This window comes from Stenotrophomonas sp. K-6 (genome assembly GCF_056861555.1).
In genome coordinates this window covers 640,085-661,083 of the sequence record NZ_JBSPUC010000001.1, presented here as the reverse complement: position 1 = coordinate 661,083, position 20,999 = coordinate 640,085, and the positions used below count along the sequence as shown (strand labels likewise).

The following is a 20,999-nucleotide window of genomic DNA, read 5'->3' as shown; positions in this document are numbered from 1 at the left end:
CACCACCTTCCCTTTCCCTCCAGAGGCCCCCTCCTTGGACAGTCATAGTCGATCTCGTTGCTGCTCCTGAGCCGACGGACCCACTGACCCCAAGGTCGGTTCCGTCCGCACAGGACGGGGCCCACCGGCGCAGCTGACACGCTCGCCCGCCTCGCATCATCCGTATCGCCGTTCCACCGACCCCAAGAAGGGTGCCGCTGGCGTTTCCGTTTGCCTGGAGATTGCCCATGCACGTTTCCCGTGTCTTCGCCCTGCCACTCGTGGCCGTGGCGATGCTTCCGTTCGACACCCGCGCCGCGGCCAGCCTGATGGTGGACGATGCCGCCATCACCAATGCCGGCCGCTGTCAGCTGGAAAGCTGGGCCCGCCACACCGATGCCGGGGCGGAGTGGAGCGCTGTACCGGCCTGCACGTTCGCCGATACCGAGTGGTCGCTCGGCCTGAGCCACCAGCACGCTGTCTCGTCCACGCAGTGGGCGCTGGGTGCCAAGCGCGTGCTGCGCGACATCGACCAGCGCCGTTGGGGCCTGGCGCTGAGTGCCGGTGTCGGCAACGACTGGCACCACCTGCGTGGCGATGACTGGGGCATCAACGCGCCCCTGACCCTCGCCCTTGGCGCCAGCGATCGCACACTGCTGCACCTCAACCTGGGCTGGGCACGCACGGCCGGCGCACGCGGCCGCACCGATGGCATCGGCCTGGAAATCGTCACTGCGCCGCAGTGGTCGCTGCTGGCCGAAACCGCGCGTGTCACCACACGGCAGCGCAGCAGTCAGTTCGGTGTCCGCCACGAGCTCTGGCGCGGCGCCAGCGTGGACCTGCTTGCTGGTCGTGTGCATCACCAGCGCGACGGCCACTGGATCACGCTCGGCTTCAACCTGGCCTCTGCACCGTAACGCCCTGTGTGCCGCTTGGCGGCACCGACTGGCCGGACCACCTGCACGTCCGCACACGGCCCATGCACCCACCGATACCTGCCCCGCTCGAGCCCTGCCCGCGCGTCGGCCCTGCGTACCTCAGCGCACCGCGCTGCTTTTTGCTGGAGAACCACCATGAACCGCGAAGACCTCCTGTTCTCGATCCGCACCCTCTCGCTCTCGCTCGACGCGGCCGGCTTTGTCAGCATCGCCGCGACCACGCATCCGTCCGATCTGGTCGATGCCCTCGATGCACTGAGCGTGGACAAGATACTCCCCTTGTTGATGATGCTCGAACCGCAGGCACGCGCCGAGCTTTTCGCACACTTCACCGAGATCCGCCAGGATCAGCTGCTGGCGGCGATGCCGCGTGAGGCGGTGGTGCCGCTGTTCGAGCACATGCCCTCCGATGATCGCGCCGACCTGTACAACCGGCTCGGCGAAGATGCCAAGCAGAAGCTGCTGCCCGCACTGACCAAGGTCGAGCGCGACGACATCCTCAAGATGGCGTCCTATCCCGAAGGCACGGTCGGCTCGGCGACGACGTCCGACTACGTGTGGGTGTCACCGGAGATGACCGTGGCGCAGGCGCTGGCACATCTCCGCGCCACGGCGCTGCACAGCGAGACGGTGAATATCCTGTTCGTGTTGGACCATACGCTGCGCCTGCGCGGCACGGTGGCCCTGCGTGATCTGGTGCTGGCCAACGCGAACCGCACGATCACCTCGATCATGCAGGAGCAGCCGGTGTCAGCGAAGGCGCACTGGCCCAGGCTGCAGGCCGCCGAACTGATCCGTCGCTACGATCTGCTCGCGCTGCCGGTGACCAATGGAGGCGACCGCATGATCGGCATCGTCACCGTGGACGATGCGATGGACATCGAGAAGGAACGCGATGCCTCGCAGCTGGCGCGCTTTGGCGGCACGGTCAGCGGACACGGGAACGATCTGGATGTGCGCAGCACGCCGCTGAAGCAGATGTTCCGGGTGCGTGTGTTCTGGCTGGCGATCCTGACCTGCTTCGGCATTGTCACCAGTACGTTTGTCGCCGCGCAGGAGCAGCTGCTGTCGCAGGTGATCGTGCTGGCCGCCTTCATCGCCCCGATCGTGGACATGGGCGGCAATACCGGCAGCCAGTCGGCCACGCTGGTGATCCGCAGCATGGCGCTGGGCGAGCTGAAACTGAGCTGGCGCGATGTGTGGTTCGTGATCCAGCGCGAACTGCCGGTGGCGGCGGGACTGGGCATCGCCATCGCCGTACTCGAAGCGATCCTGGCCTTCTTCAGCAAAGGTGTAGGCATCGACGTGCTGCTGGTGGTGGGCTCGAGCATGCTGGTGTGCACCGCGCTGGGCGGCATCGTCGGCGCCCTGCTGCCCTTCGCCGCACGCCGCATCGGGGCGGATCCGGCCACACTGTCGGCGCCGATGATCACCTCGGTCATGGACCTCATCGGCGTGTTCATCTACTTCGGGTTTGCGTATGCCTTCCTGGGAGATCTGCTGGTCGCCGCGGGGTGATCACGCCACCGGCGGCGGCAACTGGGGTGCGATCAAGGCCACGGTGCGCTTCAACGCGCCACGGCCGTTGCTGACCAGCTCGCAGCCCGCACGCGCCATGTCTTCGCGCGCCTGCGGGTCCCGCAGCAGGGTCAGCAGCGCATCGCCGACCCCGTTGGCATCCTCGGCGATCACCACCGCGCCGGCTTCGCGCATGCGCCGGGAAATCTCGGCGAAGTTGTGCAGGTGCGGCCCGGTGACCGCTGCCGTGCCCATGGCCGCGGGCTCCAGCAGATTATGGCCGCCGATGGCCTGCAGGCTGCCACCGACGAAGGCCACCTGCGCGCAACCGTAGAACGACATCAACTCACCGAGCGTATCGATGACGAACACATCCGTATCCGCCTGCGGCCACTGCTGCTGGCGACGCGTAGCTACTTTCCAGCCCTGCTCGCGGGACAGCGCTTCCACCCGCGGGAAGCGCTCCGGATGCCGCGGTGCCCACAGCAGCAGCAGGCCCGGCACCGCGTCGCGCAGGCGGCGGTGCAGATCGATGGTGGCCTGCTCTTCGCCCTCATGCGTGCTGGCGGCGATCCACACCGGGCGCGTGGTCGGCACCAGATCATGGAAGCGCGCAATGAAGTCCTGCACGTTCGGCGTGGCGATATCGAACTTCAGATTGCCCAGCGGCTGCACCTGTTCAGGGCGGGCACCGAGCTGGATGAACCGCTCGGCGTCGTCGGCCGACTGCGCGGCCACGCAGGTGACCGTGCGCAGTGCACGTCCAATCAGGGCACTGAGCAGCCGGTAACCGCGCAGTGAGCGCGCCGACAGGCGGGCATTGAGGATGTAGACAGGGATCTTGCGGTCGCGGCAGCCGAACAGCAGGTTCGGCCACAGTTCGGTTTCCAGGATCAGTGCCAGGCTGGGCTTGAAGTGGCCCAGGAAGCGGCCGACGCTGCCCGGCACGTCGTACGGCAGATACACATGATCGACGGCATCGCCCCATAGCGAGCGGACACGCTCGGAGCCGGTCGGGGTGATGGTGGTGATTACCCAGCGGATGTCCGGGCGCAGCGCGCGCAGAGCGTTCACCAGGGGCGCTGCGGCGTTGACCTCGCCCACCGAGACCGCGTGCAGCCAGACCCGCGGCTGGCCGCTGGAGTGCGGATAGGAGGCATACCGCTCATCCCAGCGCTGGAAGTACTCGCGCACCCGGAAGCCCCGCCACACCAGGTGGTACACGGTGATCGGCAACAGCAGGTAGAGCACGGCCGAGTACAGGCCGCGCAGGATCCATTCGACAGGGCTTTTACGCATGGGCAAAGGATACGGGAGCGGCGCGGGGAAGACACGCCGAGCCGCCATGATGGCCCTGCCGGGACGCATCCGGGCGCATCCATTAGAATCGAGGCATGTCCGATAACGCTTCCACCGCCACCCGGCCGTCCCTGCGCAATCCGCGCCACTGGCCGACCTTCGCTTTCATGCTGGTCGCCTTCGCGATCGCCCGCCTGCCGTGGATGCTGCAGCGCGCGCTCGGCCGCGGGGTCGGCACGGTTGCCTACCGGCTGGCCAGCAGCCGCCGGCGTGCCGCCGAGGTCAACCTGAAGCTGTGCTTCCCCGAGAAGGACGATGCCTGGCGCCAGCGCCTGCTGCGCGACAGCTTCGACGCGCTGGGCGTGGGCATTTTCGAATTCGCCCGTGCCTGGTGGGGCAGCATCGACAGCATCCGTCCGCAGGTGCAGATCGAAGGGCTGGAGCACCTGCACCGCATGCAGGCCGAAGGCCGTGGCGTGCTGCTGGTCTCCGGCCACTTCATGACGCTGGAGATGTGCGGCCGCCTGCTGTGCGATCACGTCGAACTGTCCGGCATGTACCGCAAGCACCGCAACCCGGTGTACGAGTGGGCGGTGAAATTCGGCCGCCTGCGCTACGCCAAGGCGATGTACGCCAACGAGGACATCCGCGCCACGGTGCGGCATCTGAAGAAGGGCGGCTTCCTCTGGTATGCGCCGGACCAGGACATGCGCGGCAAGGACACGGTATTCGTGCCGTTCTTCGGCCACACCGCCTCGACCATCACCGCCACGCACCAGCTGGCACGGATGACCGGCTGTGCGGTGATCCCGTACTTCCACCGTCGCGAAGGTGGAAAGTACTTCCTGAAGATCGGCGCACCGCTGGAGAATTTCCCCAGCGAAGATGTCGAGGCCGATACCGCCCGCGTCAACCAGGCCATCGAAGCGATGGTGCGCGAGGCGCCCGACCAGTACCTGTGGATCCACCGCCGGTTCAAGCGCCAGCCCGGTGGGCGGAGCGATTACTACCGATGACGCCGGATGTTTGCCGCGGTTACCGGTCGTCTTTCGCCAACAGACTGCCCGCATACAACGCGGCCAGCAGCAGGGTCAGGCCACCCCAGAAGGTCGAATAGAACGCCAGATGGGTGTTGAGCGGGAACACGGTCACCGCCAGTGCCAGCATTGCCGGGCGTGCATGCTCCCGCGCGTGCGGTGTGGCAAAGCGCCATGCGCGCCAGGCCTGAGCCACGGCCGCCAGCCACAGCAGCAGGCCGAGAACGCCGGTCTCGGACAGGATCTCAAGCAGGATCTGGTGCGCGTGCAGCGCTGGGCCCGCGCCCCACACGTCCTGCGCGGCCGGACTCGGATTGCAGCCCGGGTAGGCCTCGCGGAAGCCACGCGCGCCGACACCGTTGATCGGGTGCGCTTCGATCATGCACGCCGCTGCGGCCCATATCTGCGCGCGGCCGGACAATGCCTGATTCACGCCGTCGTTCTCGCCTTCCCACGCCATCGCGGTACGCGCGACGCGGTCACCGACCTGGGGCACGCTCACGGTGAGCACGGCCGCCGCGACTGCACCGACGGCGACGCAGGCCAGCAGCCCACGCACGCCGATCAACCGCCACCCGGAGAACACCAGCACCAGCGCGTAGGTCAGCCACGCCGCGCGCGAGCCGGCCAGCACCAGCACCACACCCACCGCAGCGGCGGCGAGCGACCAACCGGGGATGCCTGCACGCCGTGAGGCGGCAAACAACAGGAAGGGCGAGAGGCTGGCGAGTACCTGGCCGAATTTGAGATTGCACGGGCCGAGTACACCGCTGAGCCGGTCCACCGCCGCCATCTCCTGCGGTGAGCACAACCCATGGCCGCTGACGGCCCACTTGAGCTGGTCCATCGACCAGAACAGCGGGCTGCTGCCGACGATTGCCTGCGCCAGCGCATCCACCGTCCACAGCCCGGTGATCACCGCCAGTCCGCCCAGCGTCAGCGCGCGCCGCTGCGGAGTGGCCACGGCAATGGCCACCAGCCACATGAAGGGCAGATAGCGCAGGCCGGCAGCGGCTTTGCGCCATGCCGTGCCGGGATCAATCGCATCAAACGCAGAGAACGCCTGCGGCAACCAATAACCGAGAAACAGGATGCTGGTGAGCGCCCAGGCCGGACTGCTGAGCAGGCGCTGATTGCCCTGCAGCCGCAGTTGGACCATGCGCACCGCCGCGTACAGCGCGCCAAGCACGAGCACGCCCTCGGCGATGCCGGGCAGCGGCCACAAGGCAACAAACGCGATCACCCACCACGGCGCCCAGCGGCCCGCGCGGGAGCCCGGCGAACCGGGAAGAACGGTGGGCTCAGCCGATGAGGGAGGTATAGAGCTGGAGCGTGTCACGCTGCATGGCCTGCAAGGTAAACGGGATCCGCGTCGGCAGTGAGGGCGGCTGCAGCAGCAACTGCTGCGCGCGCGCCAGCAGTGCGTCGGCGTCGCCCAAGGGTACCGCGCCGGAGGGTTGCAGCTGAGTCAACAACTCACCCACGCCACCATGGTTCCAGCCCAGCACGGGCCGGCCCACCGACAAGGCTTCCACCACGGTGCGGCCAAACGCTTCGGCCTTGTCCGAGAGCTGCAGCACCAGATCACTGGCCGCATAGGCCTGCGCGATGCGCGAGGTCGGTGCGGTCATCAGCACCGCATCGAACACGCCCAGGCTGCGCGCTTGTGCTTCCAGTTCGGCGACATAGGATTCACGGCCGGGCTCGCGCGTGCCCGGCATCCACAGCGTGGCCGGCACGCCGGCGGTATGTAGTCCTGCCAGCAGGCTCAGCGCGTGGCGATGCCCTTTCAGGCGGGTGCCACGGCCAGGCAGCAACAGCAACGGCGCATCGCCGGCCAGCGCGGGATGCTGCGCGGCCACGGCCAGGCGCGCACGCCGATCCTGGCGGGCCACACGCGGAAACTGGCTGACATCCACGCCACGCGGGATCACCTGCAGGCGCTCGGCCGGCACGCTCGGATAATGCGTACGCACGAACTCACGCACGCTGTTGGACACGCAGATCACGCGCTCGCCGCTGGTCATCACCGCGCTGTAGCGGCCCGGCGAGTTGAGCCCGTGCACGGTGGTGACCCAATGCGGACGCGTCGCCGCCGGCAGGTTGCGCACGGCGTACAGGCCCAGCCACGCCGGCAGCCGCGAACGCGCGTGCACGATGTCCGCGCCCACCTCGTTGAACAGGTTGCGCAGGGTCAGCACATGGCGCAGCGTCAGCAGCGACTTGCGGCCGATATCCAGGGTCAGGTGTTCGGCGCCACTGGCAAGCAACGGCTCGACCAGACGCCCACCAGCGGACACGACGATGGCCCGGTGGCCGGCGGCCACCAGGGCGGAGGCGATCTCAAGGGTGGAGCGTTCGACCCCGCCGGAGTGCAGCGCCGGCAGCAGCTGCACCACGGTCAGTCGGCGCACAGGGTGGTCCGCAGGTCAGTCGGCGAGCACGAACACGGCGCCGCAGTACGGGCACGCAGCCTCGCAGTTGGGCTCGTCCTCGATCGGCAGGTACACGCGCGGGTGGGAGTTCCACAGCGCCATTTCCGGCGTCGGGCAGCTCAGCGGCAGATCGCTGCGGTGCACGGTGTAGCGCTTCTCGGCATTGGCGGGCGCGGTGGCGGTATGGCTCATGGCGTGGACACACAAAGGGGGTTGCGAGACCGCCGATTCTAGCATCTGGCGGCTGCGGACGGCCGCTGGAGCGAAGCACCCCGGCTTGGGAACGCTGACCGCCCATCCAACGGACCACCGGTGCTTTTAAATCGATCCAAATGCATTGTCAATAATCGCCGAAGAAACGGATTTGTCGCATTTAGATCGAACTAATTGCACTTGTCATCCCCCATTGTCGTGATGCACGATCGGGCAGGTACCGATCATCGACCCGATCGCCTGCCCGCCCCCCACCGGACATGCATCGCCTCTTTCCTGCCGTCTGCCGATGGCTGGGGCGACGCCGTCCGCCGTGGCCATCGATGCGGGTCCTGCCTGCCGCCTGCCCTTCCCGGGAGACCCTTGCATGACCCTGTCCGACCTGCGCCCTGCCCGCCGCGCTCTTCCCCTCGCCCTGGCTTTGGCCTGCGCTTCGATCGCCCTGCCGGCCGCTGCCCAGGGCCTGCAGACCTCCTTCGAGCCGGGCCAGCCGGCCCCGGCCGCGGCGGCCGGCGACGGCGCACTGCAGGTACGGATCGGCAGTGGCCCAGCCGCCCCCTACGCGGCCAAGCCCGGCGTCGGCTACAGCGGCCTGCATGCGCTGCATTACGCCAGCGCCGGCGGCCAGGCGCGCCGCCAGCTGTTCAACACCGATCTGGTCATTGAGGCCGAGACCACCCTGTCCTGGCTGGTGCTGCCCGAGATCGTCGGCAAGGACACCGTGGCCTCGACCTATGTCTCGCTCGATCTGGTGCTCGACGACGGTACCCGCGTGTCGGCCAGCGCCGCGCGCGATCATCACGGCGTGGCGCTGGGTGCGCGTGCCCAGGGCGACTCGAAGACGCTGTACCCGCAGCAGTGGGCGCGCAAAGCCGTTCGTCTGGGTGATACCCCGGCATTGCGCGGGCGCCGCGTGGTCGCGCTCGAGCTGGAGGTCGCCAGCGCCGAGGGCGCGCCAGTGGCCGGCTGGGTCGACGATGTCCGCCTGGAGGCGCAACCGCGCAGCACGCCGCAGCGCCCCTCGGACTGGGTGCTGACTACCCGCGGCACGCAGGCCAACGGCACCTTCTCGCGCGGCAACAATTTTCCGGCAACCGCTGTGCCGCACGGCTTCAATTTCTGGACACCGGTCACCGATGCCGGCTCACTGACCTGGCTGTACCGCTGGAACGAACAGAACGATGCGGCCAACCGGCCTCGCCTGCAGGCGCTGGCGCTGAGCCACCAGCCCAGCCCATGGATGGGCGACCGCCAGACCTTCCAGGTGATGCCGTCGGCGACCCGTGGCGTGCCCGAGGCCGACCGCAGCAAACGCGCACTGAGCTTCTCGCGAGAGAACGAGCGGGCCCGCCCGTACCGCTATGACGTGCGCTTCGACAATGGCATCGCCGCGTCGATCGCACCGACCGACCACGCCGCGATCTTCCGCTTTGCGTTCCCCGACGGCGGTGATGCCAACCTGCTGTTCGACAACGTCGACGCGCGCGGCGGACTGACGCTGGATGCGGCCACCCAGACACTCTCCGGCTATACCGATACGCGCAGCGGCCTGTCCACCGGCGCCACCCGAATGTACGTGGTGGCCAGCTTCGACCGCCCGTGGCGCAGCAGCGGCACGGTGAAGACCGGCCGCCCGACCGGCTACATCAAGTTCGATGCGGGCACCGACCGCCGCGTCTCCATGCGCATCGCCACGTCGCTGATCTCGGTCGAGCAGGCGCGCCACAACCTCGCGCTGGAAGTGGCTGCCAGCGACGATGTGGATCGCGTGGCCGCGCGCGCGCAGGAGGCGTGGGATCAGCGCCTGGCCCGCTTCGACGTGGGCGATGCCAGCGATGACCAGAAGACGACGCTCTACTCCAATCTGTACCGCCTCTACCTCTATCCCAATTCCGGCCATGAGAATGCCGGCACCGCGGCGGCACCGGACTGGCGCTATGCCAGCCAGGCCAGCGCCTCGGATGAGAACACCGACGGCAGCGCCACGCGCAGCTTCGCGCCGGTGCGCGACGGCAAGGTCTACGTCAACAACGGCTTCTGGGACACCTTCCGCACCACCTGGCCGGCCTATGCGCTGTTCACCAAGGACGATGCTGGTGCGCTGGTGCAGGGCTTCCTGGAGCAGTACCGCGCCGGGGGTTGGGTCGCCCGCTGGTCCTCGCCCGGCTATGCCGATCTGATGGTGGGCACCAGTTCGGACGTGGCCTTCGCCGATGCGTGGCTGAAGGGCATCGGCGGCTTCGACCCGCAGGAGGCCTACGCTGCCGCACTGAAGAATGCGACCGTGGTGCCGCCGGATCGCCACGTCGGACGCAAGGGCATGGACCGCTCCACCTTCCGTGGCTATGCCACCGCCGATGTGCACGAAGGCATGTCGTGGACGATGGAAGGCGCGCTCAACGACTTCGGCGTGGCGAACATGGCCGAGGTCCTGGCCAAGCAGGCCGATACGCCGGCCGCGCGCGAACGCTATGCGACAGAGGCCGATTACTTCCGCCACCGCGCCGGCACCTACGCCACGTTGTTCGATCCCGCCGCTGGCTTCTTCCAGGGTCGCAAGCCGGATGGCAGCTGGCGCTTGGACGCCAAGGACTATGACCCGCGCGTGTGGGGCCATGACTACACCGAATCCAACGGCTGGACGTTCGCGTTCACGGCGGCGCATGACGGCGAAGGGCTGGCGGCGCTGTACGGCGGCCGCGCGCAGTTGGCGGCCAAGCTGGACACGTTCTTCGCCACGCCGGAGACCGCCGATGCCGCGTTTGCCGGCTCCTACGGCGGCACCATCCATGAGATGACCGAAGCGCGCGATGTGCGCATGGGCATGTACGCGCACAGCAACCAGCCGGCGCACCACATCCCGTGGATGTACCTGTATGCCGGGCAGCCGTGGAAGACCCAGCAGCATGTGCGTGAGATCCTCTCGCGCCTGTACCTGGGCAGCGAGATAGGCCAGGGCTACCCCGGCGACGAGGACAATGGTGAGACCTCGGCGTGGTACCTGTTCGCCTCGCTCGGCATCTATCCGCTGCGTATGGGCGCGCCAGAGTACGTGATCGGTTCACCGCTGTTCCGCCATGCCCGCGTTGAGCTGCAGGGCGGCGCGGTGCTGACCGTCAACGCGCCGGAGAACTCGGACCGCAACATCTACGTGCAGTCGCTGAAGGTCAACGGCACCCCGTGGACCAAAACCTGGCTGCCGCACGACCTGCTGGCCAAGGGCGCCACGCTGGACTTCGTCATGGGCCCGGAGCCCTCGCGCTGGGGCACTGGCCCGGACGATGCACCGCGTTCGCTCACTGCACGCGGCCAGCAGCCGGCTCTGCTGCACGATCTGCTCGGCAGCGGTGCCACCGCCCAGCTTGGCGATGGCCGCGCAGCTGCCGCGCTGATCGATGACGACGCCGCCACAGCACTGCCGCTGGGTGGATCGAGCACGATCACTTTCAGCAACGTCGCATCAGGGACGCCGTCGATGTACACGTTGACCAGCGGCAACGGCCCGATCCGGGGCGGCGACTGGACGCTGGAGGCGCGCACGACCGGTGGGCGCTGGGTGCAGGTGGACCAGCGACGTGGCGAAGCCTTCGCCTGGGCCATGCAGACCCGGCCGTTCCGCATCGCCCAGCCGGGCCGCTACGCCGAGTACCGGCTGCGCATCGGCGGACCAGGGCGCCTGCAACTGGCGGAAGTGGAGCTGCTTGCGCCTGCGGCTGCGGCTGCGGCTGCGGCGACACGATGAGGACTCCCCTGCCCATCACCCGGAGCCTGCTGACCGCCCTGCTCGTCACCGCTGGGCTCGCCGATGCGCACGCGTTCGAGACCACACAGACCCGCGAGGACGTGACCATGCACTACCGCGACGCCAGCGATGCGCTGGCCGCGCCGGTGCGGGAGCGCATCATCGAGACCTTCTTCGGCGCGTATCTCCGCGAGCGCGCTGATTTCCATCCGGCCGCACCGACGCAGATCGGCATCGTCATCGACCCGGCGTACGACGGCATCGCCTTCGTCGGCGAGAAAGCGCAGGCAGCGACGATCACGATCAATCCGGTCTGGCTGCACAAGCACCCGGGCGATATCGATCTGGTCACGCATGAGGCGATGCACATCGTGCAGGGCTACCCGGAGTACGCCAATGCGCGCGTGCCGGGTTGGCTGGTGGAGGGAATCGCCGACTACGCGCGTGACCGCTATGGCAAGGACAACGCCGCGGCAGGCTGGGCGTTGCCGACGCAGGTCAAACCGGAGCAGAGTTTCACTACCGGCTACCGGGTCACCGGTGCGTTCCTGAAGTGGACCGAGGAAGCCCATCCCGGCCTGGTGAAGGCGCTGGATGGCGCCCTGCGTGAGGGCCGCTATACGCCGGCGCTGTGGGAAACGCTCAGCGGCGTGGCGTTGCCGGTGTTGTGGGCGCAGTACGTGCGGACACGCTGATTGCTGCGGGTGGCCGGTCGGCGTCTGCCAGGAGCCGGCCAGCGGCCGGCACTACCGGTGCCATCGTTACCGTCTTCAGCGCGCGCCGACCAGGCCGGCGTACAGCGCGAACAACTGCTGGAAATACCGCTTCGTCCGTTGATGGCGCATGACACCGTTCCCGTGGCTGATCGTGGAGGATCTGGTCGGGCCCAGGGTGGCGGCGCCCCCACCGGAGCGCCGCCACGGCCGGGCCGCGTGGGGGTATTGGGCGCTTGGGACGTTGCAGAGCCATGACGTCTGTGCGGCGCGTGTGTGGCAGATACACGCGCCACAACGAGAACGCGCCCCGGAGGGCGCGTTCTGGCAACTGACGCTGAAAAGAACGCCTTACGCGTTCTTTTCCGCCTCCAGTTGCTTGCGGATCTGCGCATCCACGGCCGCGATGGCGGTCATATTGAGTACGCGGCGCGAGGTCGCGCTGGTGGTCAGGATGTGCACCGGCTTGGCCACGCCCATCAGGATCGGGCCGATCGCCACGCCGTCGGTGAACACGCGCACCAGGTTGTAGGCGATGTTGGCCGCTTCCAGGTTGGGCAGCACGAACAGGTTGGCGCGGCCCTTCAGCGTGCTGTTGGGCAGCAGCTTCTGGCGCAGCGCTTCATCCCACGCGGTGTCGCCCTGCATTTCACCGTCCACGTTCAGGCGCGGGTTGCGCTTGAGCAGCATCTCGCGGACGGTGCGCATCTTCAGCGCATCCCGGGAATCATGGCTGCCGAAGTTGGAGTGCGACAGCAGCGCCACCTTCGGTTCGATGCCGAACAACTTCATGCGGTACGCCGCCTGCAGCGTCGCTTCGGTGATCTGCTCGGCGGTCGGGTCTTCCTGCACGTGGGTATCCACGAAGAAGAACACGCCCTGCTGGTTGATCACGCCGGTCATCGCCGAGGTGGAGGTCACCTTGGCTTCCAGCGGCAGCACGCTGCGCACGTAGCCGAGCTTCTTGTGGAAGCGGCCGACCACGCCGGTCAGCATCGCATCGGCTTCGCCACGCGCCACCATGACCGCAGCGATCAGGGTCGGGCGCGAGCGCATCAGGTTCTTGGCCGCGGCCACGGTCACACCACGACGGCCGGTGAGGTTGTGGTAGTACTGCCAGTACTCGTTGAAGCGCGGATCATCGTTGATGTTGGTGATGTCGAAATCGACACCGGCCTTCATGCGCAGGCCGAGGCGCTCGACACGGGCCTCGATCACGTCCGGGCGGCCGATCAGGATCGGCTGCGCCAGGCCTTCATCGACCACATTCTGCACCGCGCGCAGCACCACTTCTTCCTCGCCTTCGGCGTACACGACGCGCTGCTTGTCCGACCGCGCACGGTCGTAGACCGGCTTCATCATCAGGCTGGTACGGTAGACGAACTGGGCCAGCTTCTCGCGGTAGGCGCCCATATCGGCCACCGGACGGGTGGCCACGCCGGAATCCATCGCGGCCTGCGCCACGGCAGCCGACAGTTCCACCAGCAGGCGGCGATCGAACGGACGCGGAATCAGGTAGTCACGACCGAAACTCGGGGTCTCATCGCCATAGGCCGAGCCCAGGTCGCTGGCCTCGCGGCGTGCCATCGCGGCGATCGCGTGCACGCAGGCGATCTTCATTTCTTCGTTGATCGCGGTCGCGCCGACATCCAGCGCACCACGGAACAGGTACGGGAAGCACAGCACGTTGTTGATCTGGTTCGGGTAATCCGAACGACCGGTACCGATCAGCGCGTCCGGACGAACCGAACGGGCCACTTCCGGCATGATTTCCGGGGTCGGGTTGGCGAGCGCGAAGATCACCGGATCCTTGGCCATGGTCTTGACCATGTCCGCGGTCAGGATCCCCGGGGCCGACAGGCCCAGGAAGATATCCGCACCATCGACGATCTCGGCCAGCGTGCGCTTGTCGGTATCACGCGCGTAACGCGCCTTTTCCGGGTCCAGGTCGGTGCGGCCGGTGTGGATCACGCCATCGCGGTCGAAGGCCAGGATGTTCTCTTTCTTCAGGCCCAGCGAGACCAGCATGTTGACGCAGGAAATACCCGCCGCGCCCATGCCGGTGGTCGCCAGCTTCACCTCGTCGATCTTCTTGCCGGTGACGAGCATGGCGTTGAGCACGGCCGCGCCGACGATGATCGCGGTGCCGTGCTGGTCGTCATGGAACACCGGAATATTCATCCGCTCGCGCAGCTTGCGCTCCACGATGAAGCACTCCGGCGCCTTGATGTCTTCCAGGTTGATGCCACCGAAGGTCGGTTCCAGCGAGGCGATGATGTCGACCAGCTTGTCCGGGTCGTTCTCATCGATCTCGATGTCGAACACATCGATGCCCGCGAACTTCTGGAAGAGCACGCCCTTGCCTTCCATCACCGGCTTGCCGGCCAGCGGGCCGATGTTGCCCAGGCCCAGCACGGCGGTGCCGTTGGAGATCACTGCGACGAGGTTGCCGCGGGCGGTCAGTTCACTGGCCTGCTGCGGGTCGGCCATGATCGCTTCGCAGGCGTGTGCCACGCCCGGCGAATACGCCAACGACAGATCACGCTGGGTCAGCATCGGCTTGGTCGCTGCGACGCGGATCTTGCCCGGCGGCGACATGCGGTGGTAATCGAGGGCAGCCTGTTTGAAATCTTCGTTGGACATCGCTTTCTGCAGATGAATGGGCGAGAGGAACAGGGGATCATACCCCCGTTGGCGTGGACGGACCTGTCGCTACGCTGTCGCGGCGATGTTGCAACCGCACATAATCCAACGCAGCGCACCGGCCGTTCGCCGGCGTATGCGGACCAGCCTGCCGCGCACAGATGACAGCGCGCACCGGGCCTTCAGAACAAAACATGGCCGTGCCGCCCCGGCAGGAACGGCACGACCATGCACCACACAATCAGGGCATCGGGCTCAGTGCGCCGGGGCCGGCAGCGTGTCCGGCAGGTCGGCCACGACCAGTGGCGGCAGCTCGGCCTCGCGGCCGTCCAGCACCATCGCCAGGCGGTCGCGATCCAGCGCGTTTTCCCAGCGCGAGACCACCACGGTGGCCACCGCATTGCCGATGAAGTTGGTGAGCGAGCGGCATTCGCTCATGAAGCGGTCCACGCCCAGGATCAGCGCCATGCCGGCCACCGGCACTTCCGGCACCACCGCCAGGGTCGCGGCCAGGGTGATGAAGCCGGCACCGGTGACGCCGGCAGCACCCTTGGAGCTGAGCATCGCCACCAGCAGCAGGGCGATCTGGTGGCCCAGAGTCAGTTCGGTGTTGGTCGCCTGGGCGATGAACAGCGCCGCCAGGGTCATGTAGATGTTGGTGCCGTCCAGGTTGAAGGAGTAGCCGGTCGGGACCACCAGGCCCACCACGGACTTGCTGCAGCCAGCCTTTTCCATCTTTTCCATCAGCGAGGGCAGCGCCGATTCCGAGGACGAGGTGCCCAGCACCAGCAACAGTTCGGCCTTCAGGTAACGGGCCAGCTTGAACACCGAGAATCCGCACAGGCGGCAGACCACGCCCAGGATCACCGCCACGAACAGGAAGGCGGTCAGGTAGAACGAGCCGACCAGCCAGGCCAGGTTGACCAGCGAGCCGACCCCGTACTTGCCGATGGTGAAGGCGATCGCACCGAACGCGCCGATCGGGGCCGCCTTCATCAGGATGTGGACCAGGCGGAACACCGGGGCGGTCAGCGCCTCCAGGAAGGTCAGCACCGGACGGCCCTTGGCGCCGGTCAGGGCCAGCGCGATGCCGAACAGCACCGCCACGAACAGCACCTGCAGGATGTTGCCTTCGACGAAGGCGCTGACCAGGGTCGCCGGGATGATGTCCAGCGCGAAGCCGACCAGGGTCAGCTCATGCGACTTCTGCACATAGCCGTTGACCGCGGTCTGGTCCAGGTCGGCCGGGTTGATGTTCATCCCCGCGCCCGGCTGCACCACGTGCGCCACCACCATGCCGACCACCAGGGCCAGCGTGGAGAAGAACAGGAAATAGGCCATCGATTTGGCGAACACCCGGCCCACGGTGCGCAGGTGGGTCATGCCGGCGATACCGGTGACGATGGTCAGGAAGATCACCGGGGCGATGATCATCTTCACCAGCTTGATGAAGGCATCGCCCAGCGGCTTGAGCGATTCGGCGAAGGCCGGCTCGTAATGGCCGAGGATGGCACCGAGAACGATCGCCACCACCACCTGGAAATACAGTTGGCGGTAGAACGGCAGCGGCTTGGCTGCCAGCGGGGCGGTGGTGGGAACGTGCATGGGAAGCTCCGGCAGTGTCACGAAGGATGCCGGCCGCGCTGGGCGGCATCTGGCGTGGCCTTTTTACGCCCGCATCCGGCCAACGCAGATAACCTATTGGTACTAGCCCCCCGGTTCAGCTGACCGCACTGCCTACACTGGCCCGGCACCGCGCCCCCACGGCGGCGGGTGGCCCTGCGGCGGATCACGGGTAAAATTCCCAAAGATTTGCCGTTCGCGGCCGTTGTTGTTCTGCCCCACTCTTACTTGCAGCTACCGCCCATGCGCTCTACACCCCTGTTCATTGCCCTGGCCCTGGCCACGGCCCCGCTCGCCGCCACCGCGGCCGACTGGGACAACTGGCCAACCAAGGCCACCTTCAGCGATGGCACCGAACTGGCCGCCACGGCCAACATCGCTTACGACCTGAACGACTTCTCCGGCAACAGCGGCATCGAAGATGCCGACGCCGTGCGCCGCAAGGAATTCGGCGCGACCCTGAAGAAGAAGGGCGTGTATGACGCCATGGTCTATTACGACTTCCAGTCCGACACCTGGCTGGACGTGTTCGTCCGCTTCGAAAGCAAGGCCTTCTTCGGCAGCGACATCGGCCGCTTCCGCTTCGGCTACATGAAGACCCCGGTCGGCCTGGACGCGGGCACCTCCTCGCGCGCCGGCAGCTTCGTGGAGACCGCCCTGCCCGTGCAGGCGTTCTACGAAGGCCGTCGCACCGGTGCCGAATGGGTGCTGGAGCGCCCGCAGTACCTGCTGCAGGCCGGTGCCTACGGCGGCAAGGATCTGCAGGGTGACAATCCCGGCACCACCCAGGCCGTGCGTGCGGTGTGGACTCCAGTCAAGGCCGCAGGCGACGTGATCCACCTGGGTCTGGCCTATTCACAGGAAAACCCGCGCGGCTACCGCGATGGCCGCGACGTTTCGCACCCGGCCAGCGCCCGCCTGCGCGCGCGCCCGGAAGCCGGCCTGACCGACATCCGCCTGGTCGACTCCGGTGCATTGACCACCGCCGACAAGATCGTCCGTACCGGCCTGGAAGGCATCTGGATCCGCGGTCCGTTCTCGCTGCAGGGCGAAGCGCTGCAGACCACGGTCAGCCGTGATGGCAAGCCGGATTACACCGGCAATGGTCAGTACGCGATGGCGAGCTGGATCCTGACCGGCGAATCGCGCCCGTACAACGCTGGTGCCGTGGCCAACGTGAAACCGGCCCACAGCTATGGCGCGGTCGAGCTGGTGACCCGTTACAGCCGTATCGATCTGGATGACGCCGATGTGTTTGGCGGCCGTCAGCACGACTGGACCCTGGGTGCCAACTGGTACCTGACCTCGCACTTCAAGTTCCAGGCGAACTACGTGAAGGTCGACGCCAGCCGTCGCGGCGTCCGCAGCCAGCCGGAAATCTTCGAACTGCGCGCTCAGATGCACTTCTGATCCCGCCCGGCGGACGCGTTGACGCGCGTCCGCCGTGTCCTGCCTAGACTGACGGCATGTACCGCGTCTCCCGCTATCGCCCCTGGCTGCTGATCATCGTCCTGATGCTCGGCGGCACGCTGCTGTGCGCGCTGCTGGCCGGACGCTATGCACAGCAGCGGGCGCTGGATGACGAAAGCCTGCAGGTCCGGCGCCAGCTGGGCCTGTACGCGCAGACCCTGCAGCAGCGGATCGATCGCTTCGGCACCTTGCCGCAGGTGCTGGCGCTGGACCCGGACCTGCACCAGGCCGTGTCCCACCCGCTCACCGCTGCAGAACGCCAGCGGCTGAATCTCAAACTGGCCCAGGCCAACAATGTCACCCGCGCCTCGACCCTGACGCTGATCGACAAGCACGGCATCGCCGTGGCGGCCAGCAACTGGGACCAGCCGACCACCAATGTCGGCGAGGACTACAGCTACCGCCCCTATTTCCAGCAGGCGATGGCGCACGGCAGCGGGCACTTCTACGGCATCGGCATGACCACTGCCGTGCCCGGCTACTTCCTTTCCCAGGCGATCTACGACGAACGCGGAGCCGTGCTGGGTGTGGTCGCGATCAAGATCGAACTGCGCGCGCTTGAGCAGGAGTGGCTGCAGAGCCCGGACATCGTGCTCGCCACCGATGCGCATGACGTGGTGTTCCTGGCCAACGGTGATGCGTGGCGCTACCGCCTGCTACGCCCACTCGGTCCACAGGAGCGCAACGAGATGCTGGCCACCCGCCAGTACGCGGATCGGTCGCTGCAGCCCTTGGAGGCGCGCGTCGTGGAGCTGCTCGCCGATGGCGGGCGCATGGTCCGCATCGAGCAGCCCGCGCTGCCACGGCCGGTGTTGTGGCAGACCCTGGCGCTGAGCGAGCCGCAGTGGAAGCTGCACCTGCTGCACGATGCCAGCGCCAGCACGGCGGTCGGCCGCAGCGCCGCGCTGGCCGCCGGCGGCATCTGGCTGGCGCTGTGTTTCCTGGGGCTGTTCGTGCAGCAGCGCCGGCGGCTGGCGGCCCACCGGCAGCGAAGCCGGCGCGAGCTGGAGAGCGTGCTCAAGCAGCACGCACAGGAGCTGCGCACCGCACAGGACGGCGTACTGCAGGCCGCCCAGCAGGCCGACAGCGGCCTCAGCCGCAGCCTGGCGCACCTGCCGCAGGGCGTGGTGGTGATCGACAACGAACAGAAACTGGTGGCGTGGAATGCCCGCTATCTGGAGTTGTTCCGCTTCCCGACCGGGCTGATCCGGGTGGGCCGTCCGATCGAAGAGATTTTCCACTTCAACGCGCGCCGCGGCCTGCTCGGCCCCGGCCCGATCGACGAAGCCATCGAGCGCCGCCTGAACCACCTGCGCAGCGGCCGCCCGCACATGCGCGAGAGCGAAAAAGACGACGGCACCGTACTGGAGATCCGTGGCAACCCACTGCCGGACGGCGGTTTCGTCACCAGCTACGCCGATATCACCGCCTACAAGAACACCGCACGCGAGCTGCGCTCGCTCGCCGACGCGCTGGAGCATCGCGTCGCCGAGCGCACCCGCGATCTGGATGAAGCACGCCGTGAAGCCGAGCGGGCCAACCGCTACAAATCGCGCTTCGTGGCCTCGGCCGTGCACGACCTGCTGCAGCCGTTGAACGCTGCGAGGATGTTCGTTTCGGTGCTGCGCGGCAAACTGCAGGGCGATGCCCGCGAACTCAGCGAACATGTGGACGCCGCGCTGGCCGCGCAGGACGCCATCCTCAACAGCCTGCTGGACATCTCGCGACTGGAATCGGGCGCACTGAAGACGCATGTGCGTGCGTTCGCGCTGTCGCCGCTGTTGGAAACGCTGGCGCGTGAATTCGGCTTGGCCGCCGACAGCCGTGGCCTGCAGCTGCGCTGGGTGGACACGCGCGCGGTGGTGGTCAGCGATGAGGCCCTGTTGCGCCGGATCCTGCAGAACTTCCTGTCCAACGCGCTGCGTTACACCCCACGTGGCCGCGTCCTGATCGGTTGCCGCCGTGACAGCGGTCAGCTGCGCATCGAGGTGCACGACCAGGGACCCGGCATACCGGAGAGCCTGCAGGGCGAAATTTTCGAAGAGTTCCGACGCCTCGACGACGGGGTGGATCAGGAACGTGGCGCCGGCCTGGGGCTGGCGATCGTGGAGCGGATCGGCCGCCTGCTTGGCCACCCGATCCGGCTGCGTTCGACGCTGGGGCACGGCAGTGTGTTTTCAGTAAGTCTGCCCCTGAGTGAGGCCGCGGACGTGGTGATCGCACCGGCGCCCGCGATCGCCCCGATGGTCGATAGCGCCGATGACAGCCCGTTGCGCCACTGCCGGGTCTGGAGCATCGACGACGACCCGCGTGTCTGCGCTGCCACCCGTGCGCTGCTGGAGCGCTGGGGCTGTGTGGTGGAACTGGCCGATGGCCCGCAGGCTGCGCTGGAGATCGCCTCGGCCTTCAACGTGCCCAGACTCCTGCTGCTGGACGTGCGCATGGGCCACTGGCACGGCCCGGACCTGTATGAACACCTGTGCGGCCTGTGGAACGCGCGCCCGCCGGTGATCCTGGTCACCGCAGAGCGCGATGACACGTTGAAGGCCCACGCTGCGGAGAACGGCTGGGGCTTCCTTTCAAAGCCGGTGCGCCCGCCCGCGCTGCGGGCCCTGATGACACAGCTGCTGCTACGCCACCGCAGCTGAGACCGTGCCGCTAGACGCCGGCGCCCGTATCGCCTTCCGGCTCCAGTGCCTTCACCAGCACTGCCGCCTGTGTGCGGCTGTGGCATTCCAGCTTCTTCAGGATCGCGGTGACGTGCACCTTGACCGTGTTCTCGGCCAGACCCAGTTCGTAGGCGATCTGCTTGTTCAGGAGGCCATCGGCCAGGCACAACAACACCCGGAACTGCTGCGGGGTGAGCTGCGCCAGGCGCGTGGCCAGCAGTGCATCGGATTCGGAGCGCTCGGCCGCCATCGCCGGGAACCACACCCCGCCATCAAGCACCGCCGCCACCGCCTGGCCGAGGGTTTCGGCCGGGGCCGACTTGGGAATGAAGCCGGCGGCGCCGAACTGCTGCGCACGCCGGATCACCCGCGGGTGGTCATTGGAGGACACAATCACCACCGGCACATCCGGATGTGCGCCGCGCACATGCAACAACGAGGAGAATCCGCGGGCACCGGGCATGGTCAGATCGAGCAGTATCAGCTCGATCTCTGCATGCTGATCAAGCGCGCTCTCCAGCGTGGCGGCGCTGGCCACTTCGATCACATTGACCTGCGGCAGCGCCTGACGCAGCGAATGCACGACCGCGGCACGCAGCAGGGGATGGTCGTCGGCGACCAGAACGGTGATGTCACTCATGCGGGCCATTGTAATGAGGTTGACGGCCAGCGGCCGTCACTACCGGCATCCCTGCGGCGTAGCGGACCCCACCTGCCGAT

At 67.4% G+C, this 20,999-nt stretch carries 14 protein-coding genes; 7 read left to right on the top strand and 7 right to left on the bottom strand.

The window, feature by feature from the left end:
- Positions 1-227 precede the first annotated feature (227 nt).
- Together AC13F7_RS02870 and mgtE are read left to right on the top strand one after the other, a co-directional pair.
- Positions 228-896 (top strand): hypothetical protein, encoded by a 669-nt coding sequence (locus AC13F7_RS02870; RefSeq protein WP_482999181.1) that lies wholly within the window; start codon positions 228-230, stop codon positions 894-896.
- A gap of 156 nt (positions 897-1,052) precedes the next feature.
- On the top strand, positions 1,053-2,435 hold the full coding sequence (gene mgtE, locus AC13F7_RS02865) for a magnesium transporter (RefSeq protein WP_482999180.1): 1,383 nt from the start codon (positions 1,053-1,055) through the stop codon (positions 2,433-2,435).
- On the opposite strand, the gene waaA is transcribed toward mgtE, so the two are convergent.
- Positions 2,436-3,734: a lipid IV(A) 3-deoxy-D-manno-octulosonic acid transferase gene (gene waaA / locus AC13F7_RS02860; protein ID WP_482999179.1), complete on the bottom strand. Its 1,299-nt coding sequence runs from the start codon at positions 3,732-3,734 to the stop codon at positions 2,436-2,438.
- Positions 3,735-3,829: 95 nt separating this feature from the next.
- On the opposite strand from waaA, the gene AC13F7_RS02855 reads away from it, so the two are divergent.
- Positions 3,830-4,750, top strand: a complete 921-nt coding sequence (locus AC13F7_RS02855; RefSeq protein ID WP_019183794.1) for an LpxL/LpxP family Kdo(2)-lipid IV(A) lauroyl/palmitoleoyl acyltransferase — start codon at positions 3,830-3,832, stop codon at positions 4,748-4,750.
- 19 nt (positions 4,751-4,769) lie between these two features.
- On the opposite strand, the gene AC13F7_RS02850 is transcribed toward AC13F7_RS02855, so the two are convergent.
- From AC13F7_RS02850 to AC13F7_RS02840, 3 genes are read right to left on the bottom strand one after another with little or no spacing between them, the layout of a single operon-like run.
- The gene (locus tag AC13F7_RS02850) at positions 4,770-6,092 is read right to left on the bottom strand and encodes an O-antigen ligase family protein (protein ID WP_482999486.1); all 1,323 of its coding nucleotides are present in this window, start codon (positions 6,090-6,092) and stop codon (positions 4,770-4,772) included.
- Positions 6,073-7,185: a glycosyltransferase gene (locus tag AC13F7_RS02845; protein ID WP_481470544.1), complete on the bottom strand. Its 1,113-nt coding sequence runs from the start codon at positions 7,183-7,185 to the stop codon at positions 6,073-6,075. Before AC13F7_RS02845 ends, AC13F7_RS02850 begins: the two co-directional genes overlap by 20 nt.
- A gap of 15 nt (positions 7,186-7,200) precedes the next feature.
- The gene (locus tag AC13F7_RS02840; RefSeq protein ID WP_019183790.1) at positions 7,201-7,398 is read right to left on the bottom strand and encodes a zinc-finger domain-containing protein; all 198 of its coding nucleotides are present in this window, start codon (positions 7,396-7,398) and stop codon (positions 7,201-7,203) included.
- A gap of 388 nt (positions 7,399-7,786) precedes the next feature.
- On the opposite strand from AC13F7_RS02840, the gene AC13F7_RS02835 reads away from it, so the two are divergent.
- Together AC13F7_RS02835 and AC13F7_RS02830 are read left to right on the top strand one after the other, a co-directional pair.
- The gene (locus AC13F7_RS02835; protein ID WP_482999178.1) at positions 7,787-11,161 is read left to right on the top strand and encodes a GH92 family glycosyl hydrolase; all 3,375 of its coding nucleotides are present in this window, start codon (positions 7,787-7,789) and stop codon (positions 11,159-11,161) included.
- On the top strand, positions 11,158-11,856 hold the full coding sequence (locus AC13F7_RS02830; RefSeq protein ID WP_482999177.1) for a basic secretory protein-like protein: 699 nt from the start codon (positions 11,158-11,160) through the stop codon (positions 11,854-11,856). The genes AC13F7_RS02835 and AC13F7_RS02830 overlap by 4 nt, the downstream gene beginning before the upstream one ends.
- Positions 11,857-12,225: 369 nt before the next feature.
- Here the strand turns inward: AC13F7_RS02830 and AC13F7_RS02825 are convergent, their stop codons facing one another.
- Positions 12,226-14,517: an NADP-dependent malic enzyme gene (locus AC13F7_RS02825; protein WP_482999176.1), complete on the bottom strand. Its 2,292-nt coding sequence runs from the start codon at positions 14,515-14,517 to the stop codon at positions 12,226-12,228.
- Positions 14,518-14,772: 255 nt separating this feature from the next.
- Entirely contained in the window at positions 14,773-16,122 is a 1,350-nt protein-coding gene (locus tag AC13F7_RS02820) for a dicarboxylate/amino acid:cation symporter (protein WP_346471414.1), read from the bottom strand.
- A 261-nt stretch (positions 16,123-16,383) separates the two neighbouring features.
- Here AC13F7_RS02820 and AC13F7_RS02815 point away from each other — a divergent pair, with 261 nt between their 5' ends.
- Both AC13F7_RS02815 and AC13F7_RS02810 read left to right on the top strand, forming a co-directional pair.
- Entirely contained in the window at positions 16,384-17,550 is a 1,167-nt protein-coding gene (locus AC13F7_RS02815; RefSeq protein ID WP_482999175.1) for an OprO/OprP family phosphate-selective porin, read from the top strand.
- A gap of 56 nt (positions 17,551-17,606) precedes the next feature.
- The gene (locus tag AC13F7_RS02810) at positions 17,607-20,258 is read left to right on the top strand and encodes a hybrid sensor histidine kinase/response regulator (RefSeq protein ID WP_482999174.1); all 2,652 of its coding nucleotides are present in this window, start codon (positions 17,607-17,609) and stop codon (positions 20,256-20,258) included.
- Positions 20,259-20,268: 10 nt separating this feature from the next.
- Here AC13F7_RS02810 and AC13F7_RS02805 read toward each other — a convergent pair whose 3' ends face one another.
- Entirely contained in the window at positions 20,269-20,919 is a 651-nt protein-coding gene (locus tag AC13F7_RS02805; RefSeq protein ID WP_482999173.1) for a LuxR C-terminal-related transcriptional regulator, read from the bottom strand.
- Between the last annotated feature and the right edge of the window lie 80 nt (positions 20,920-20,999).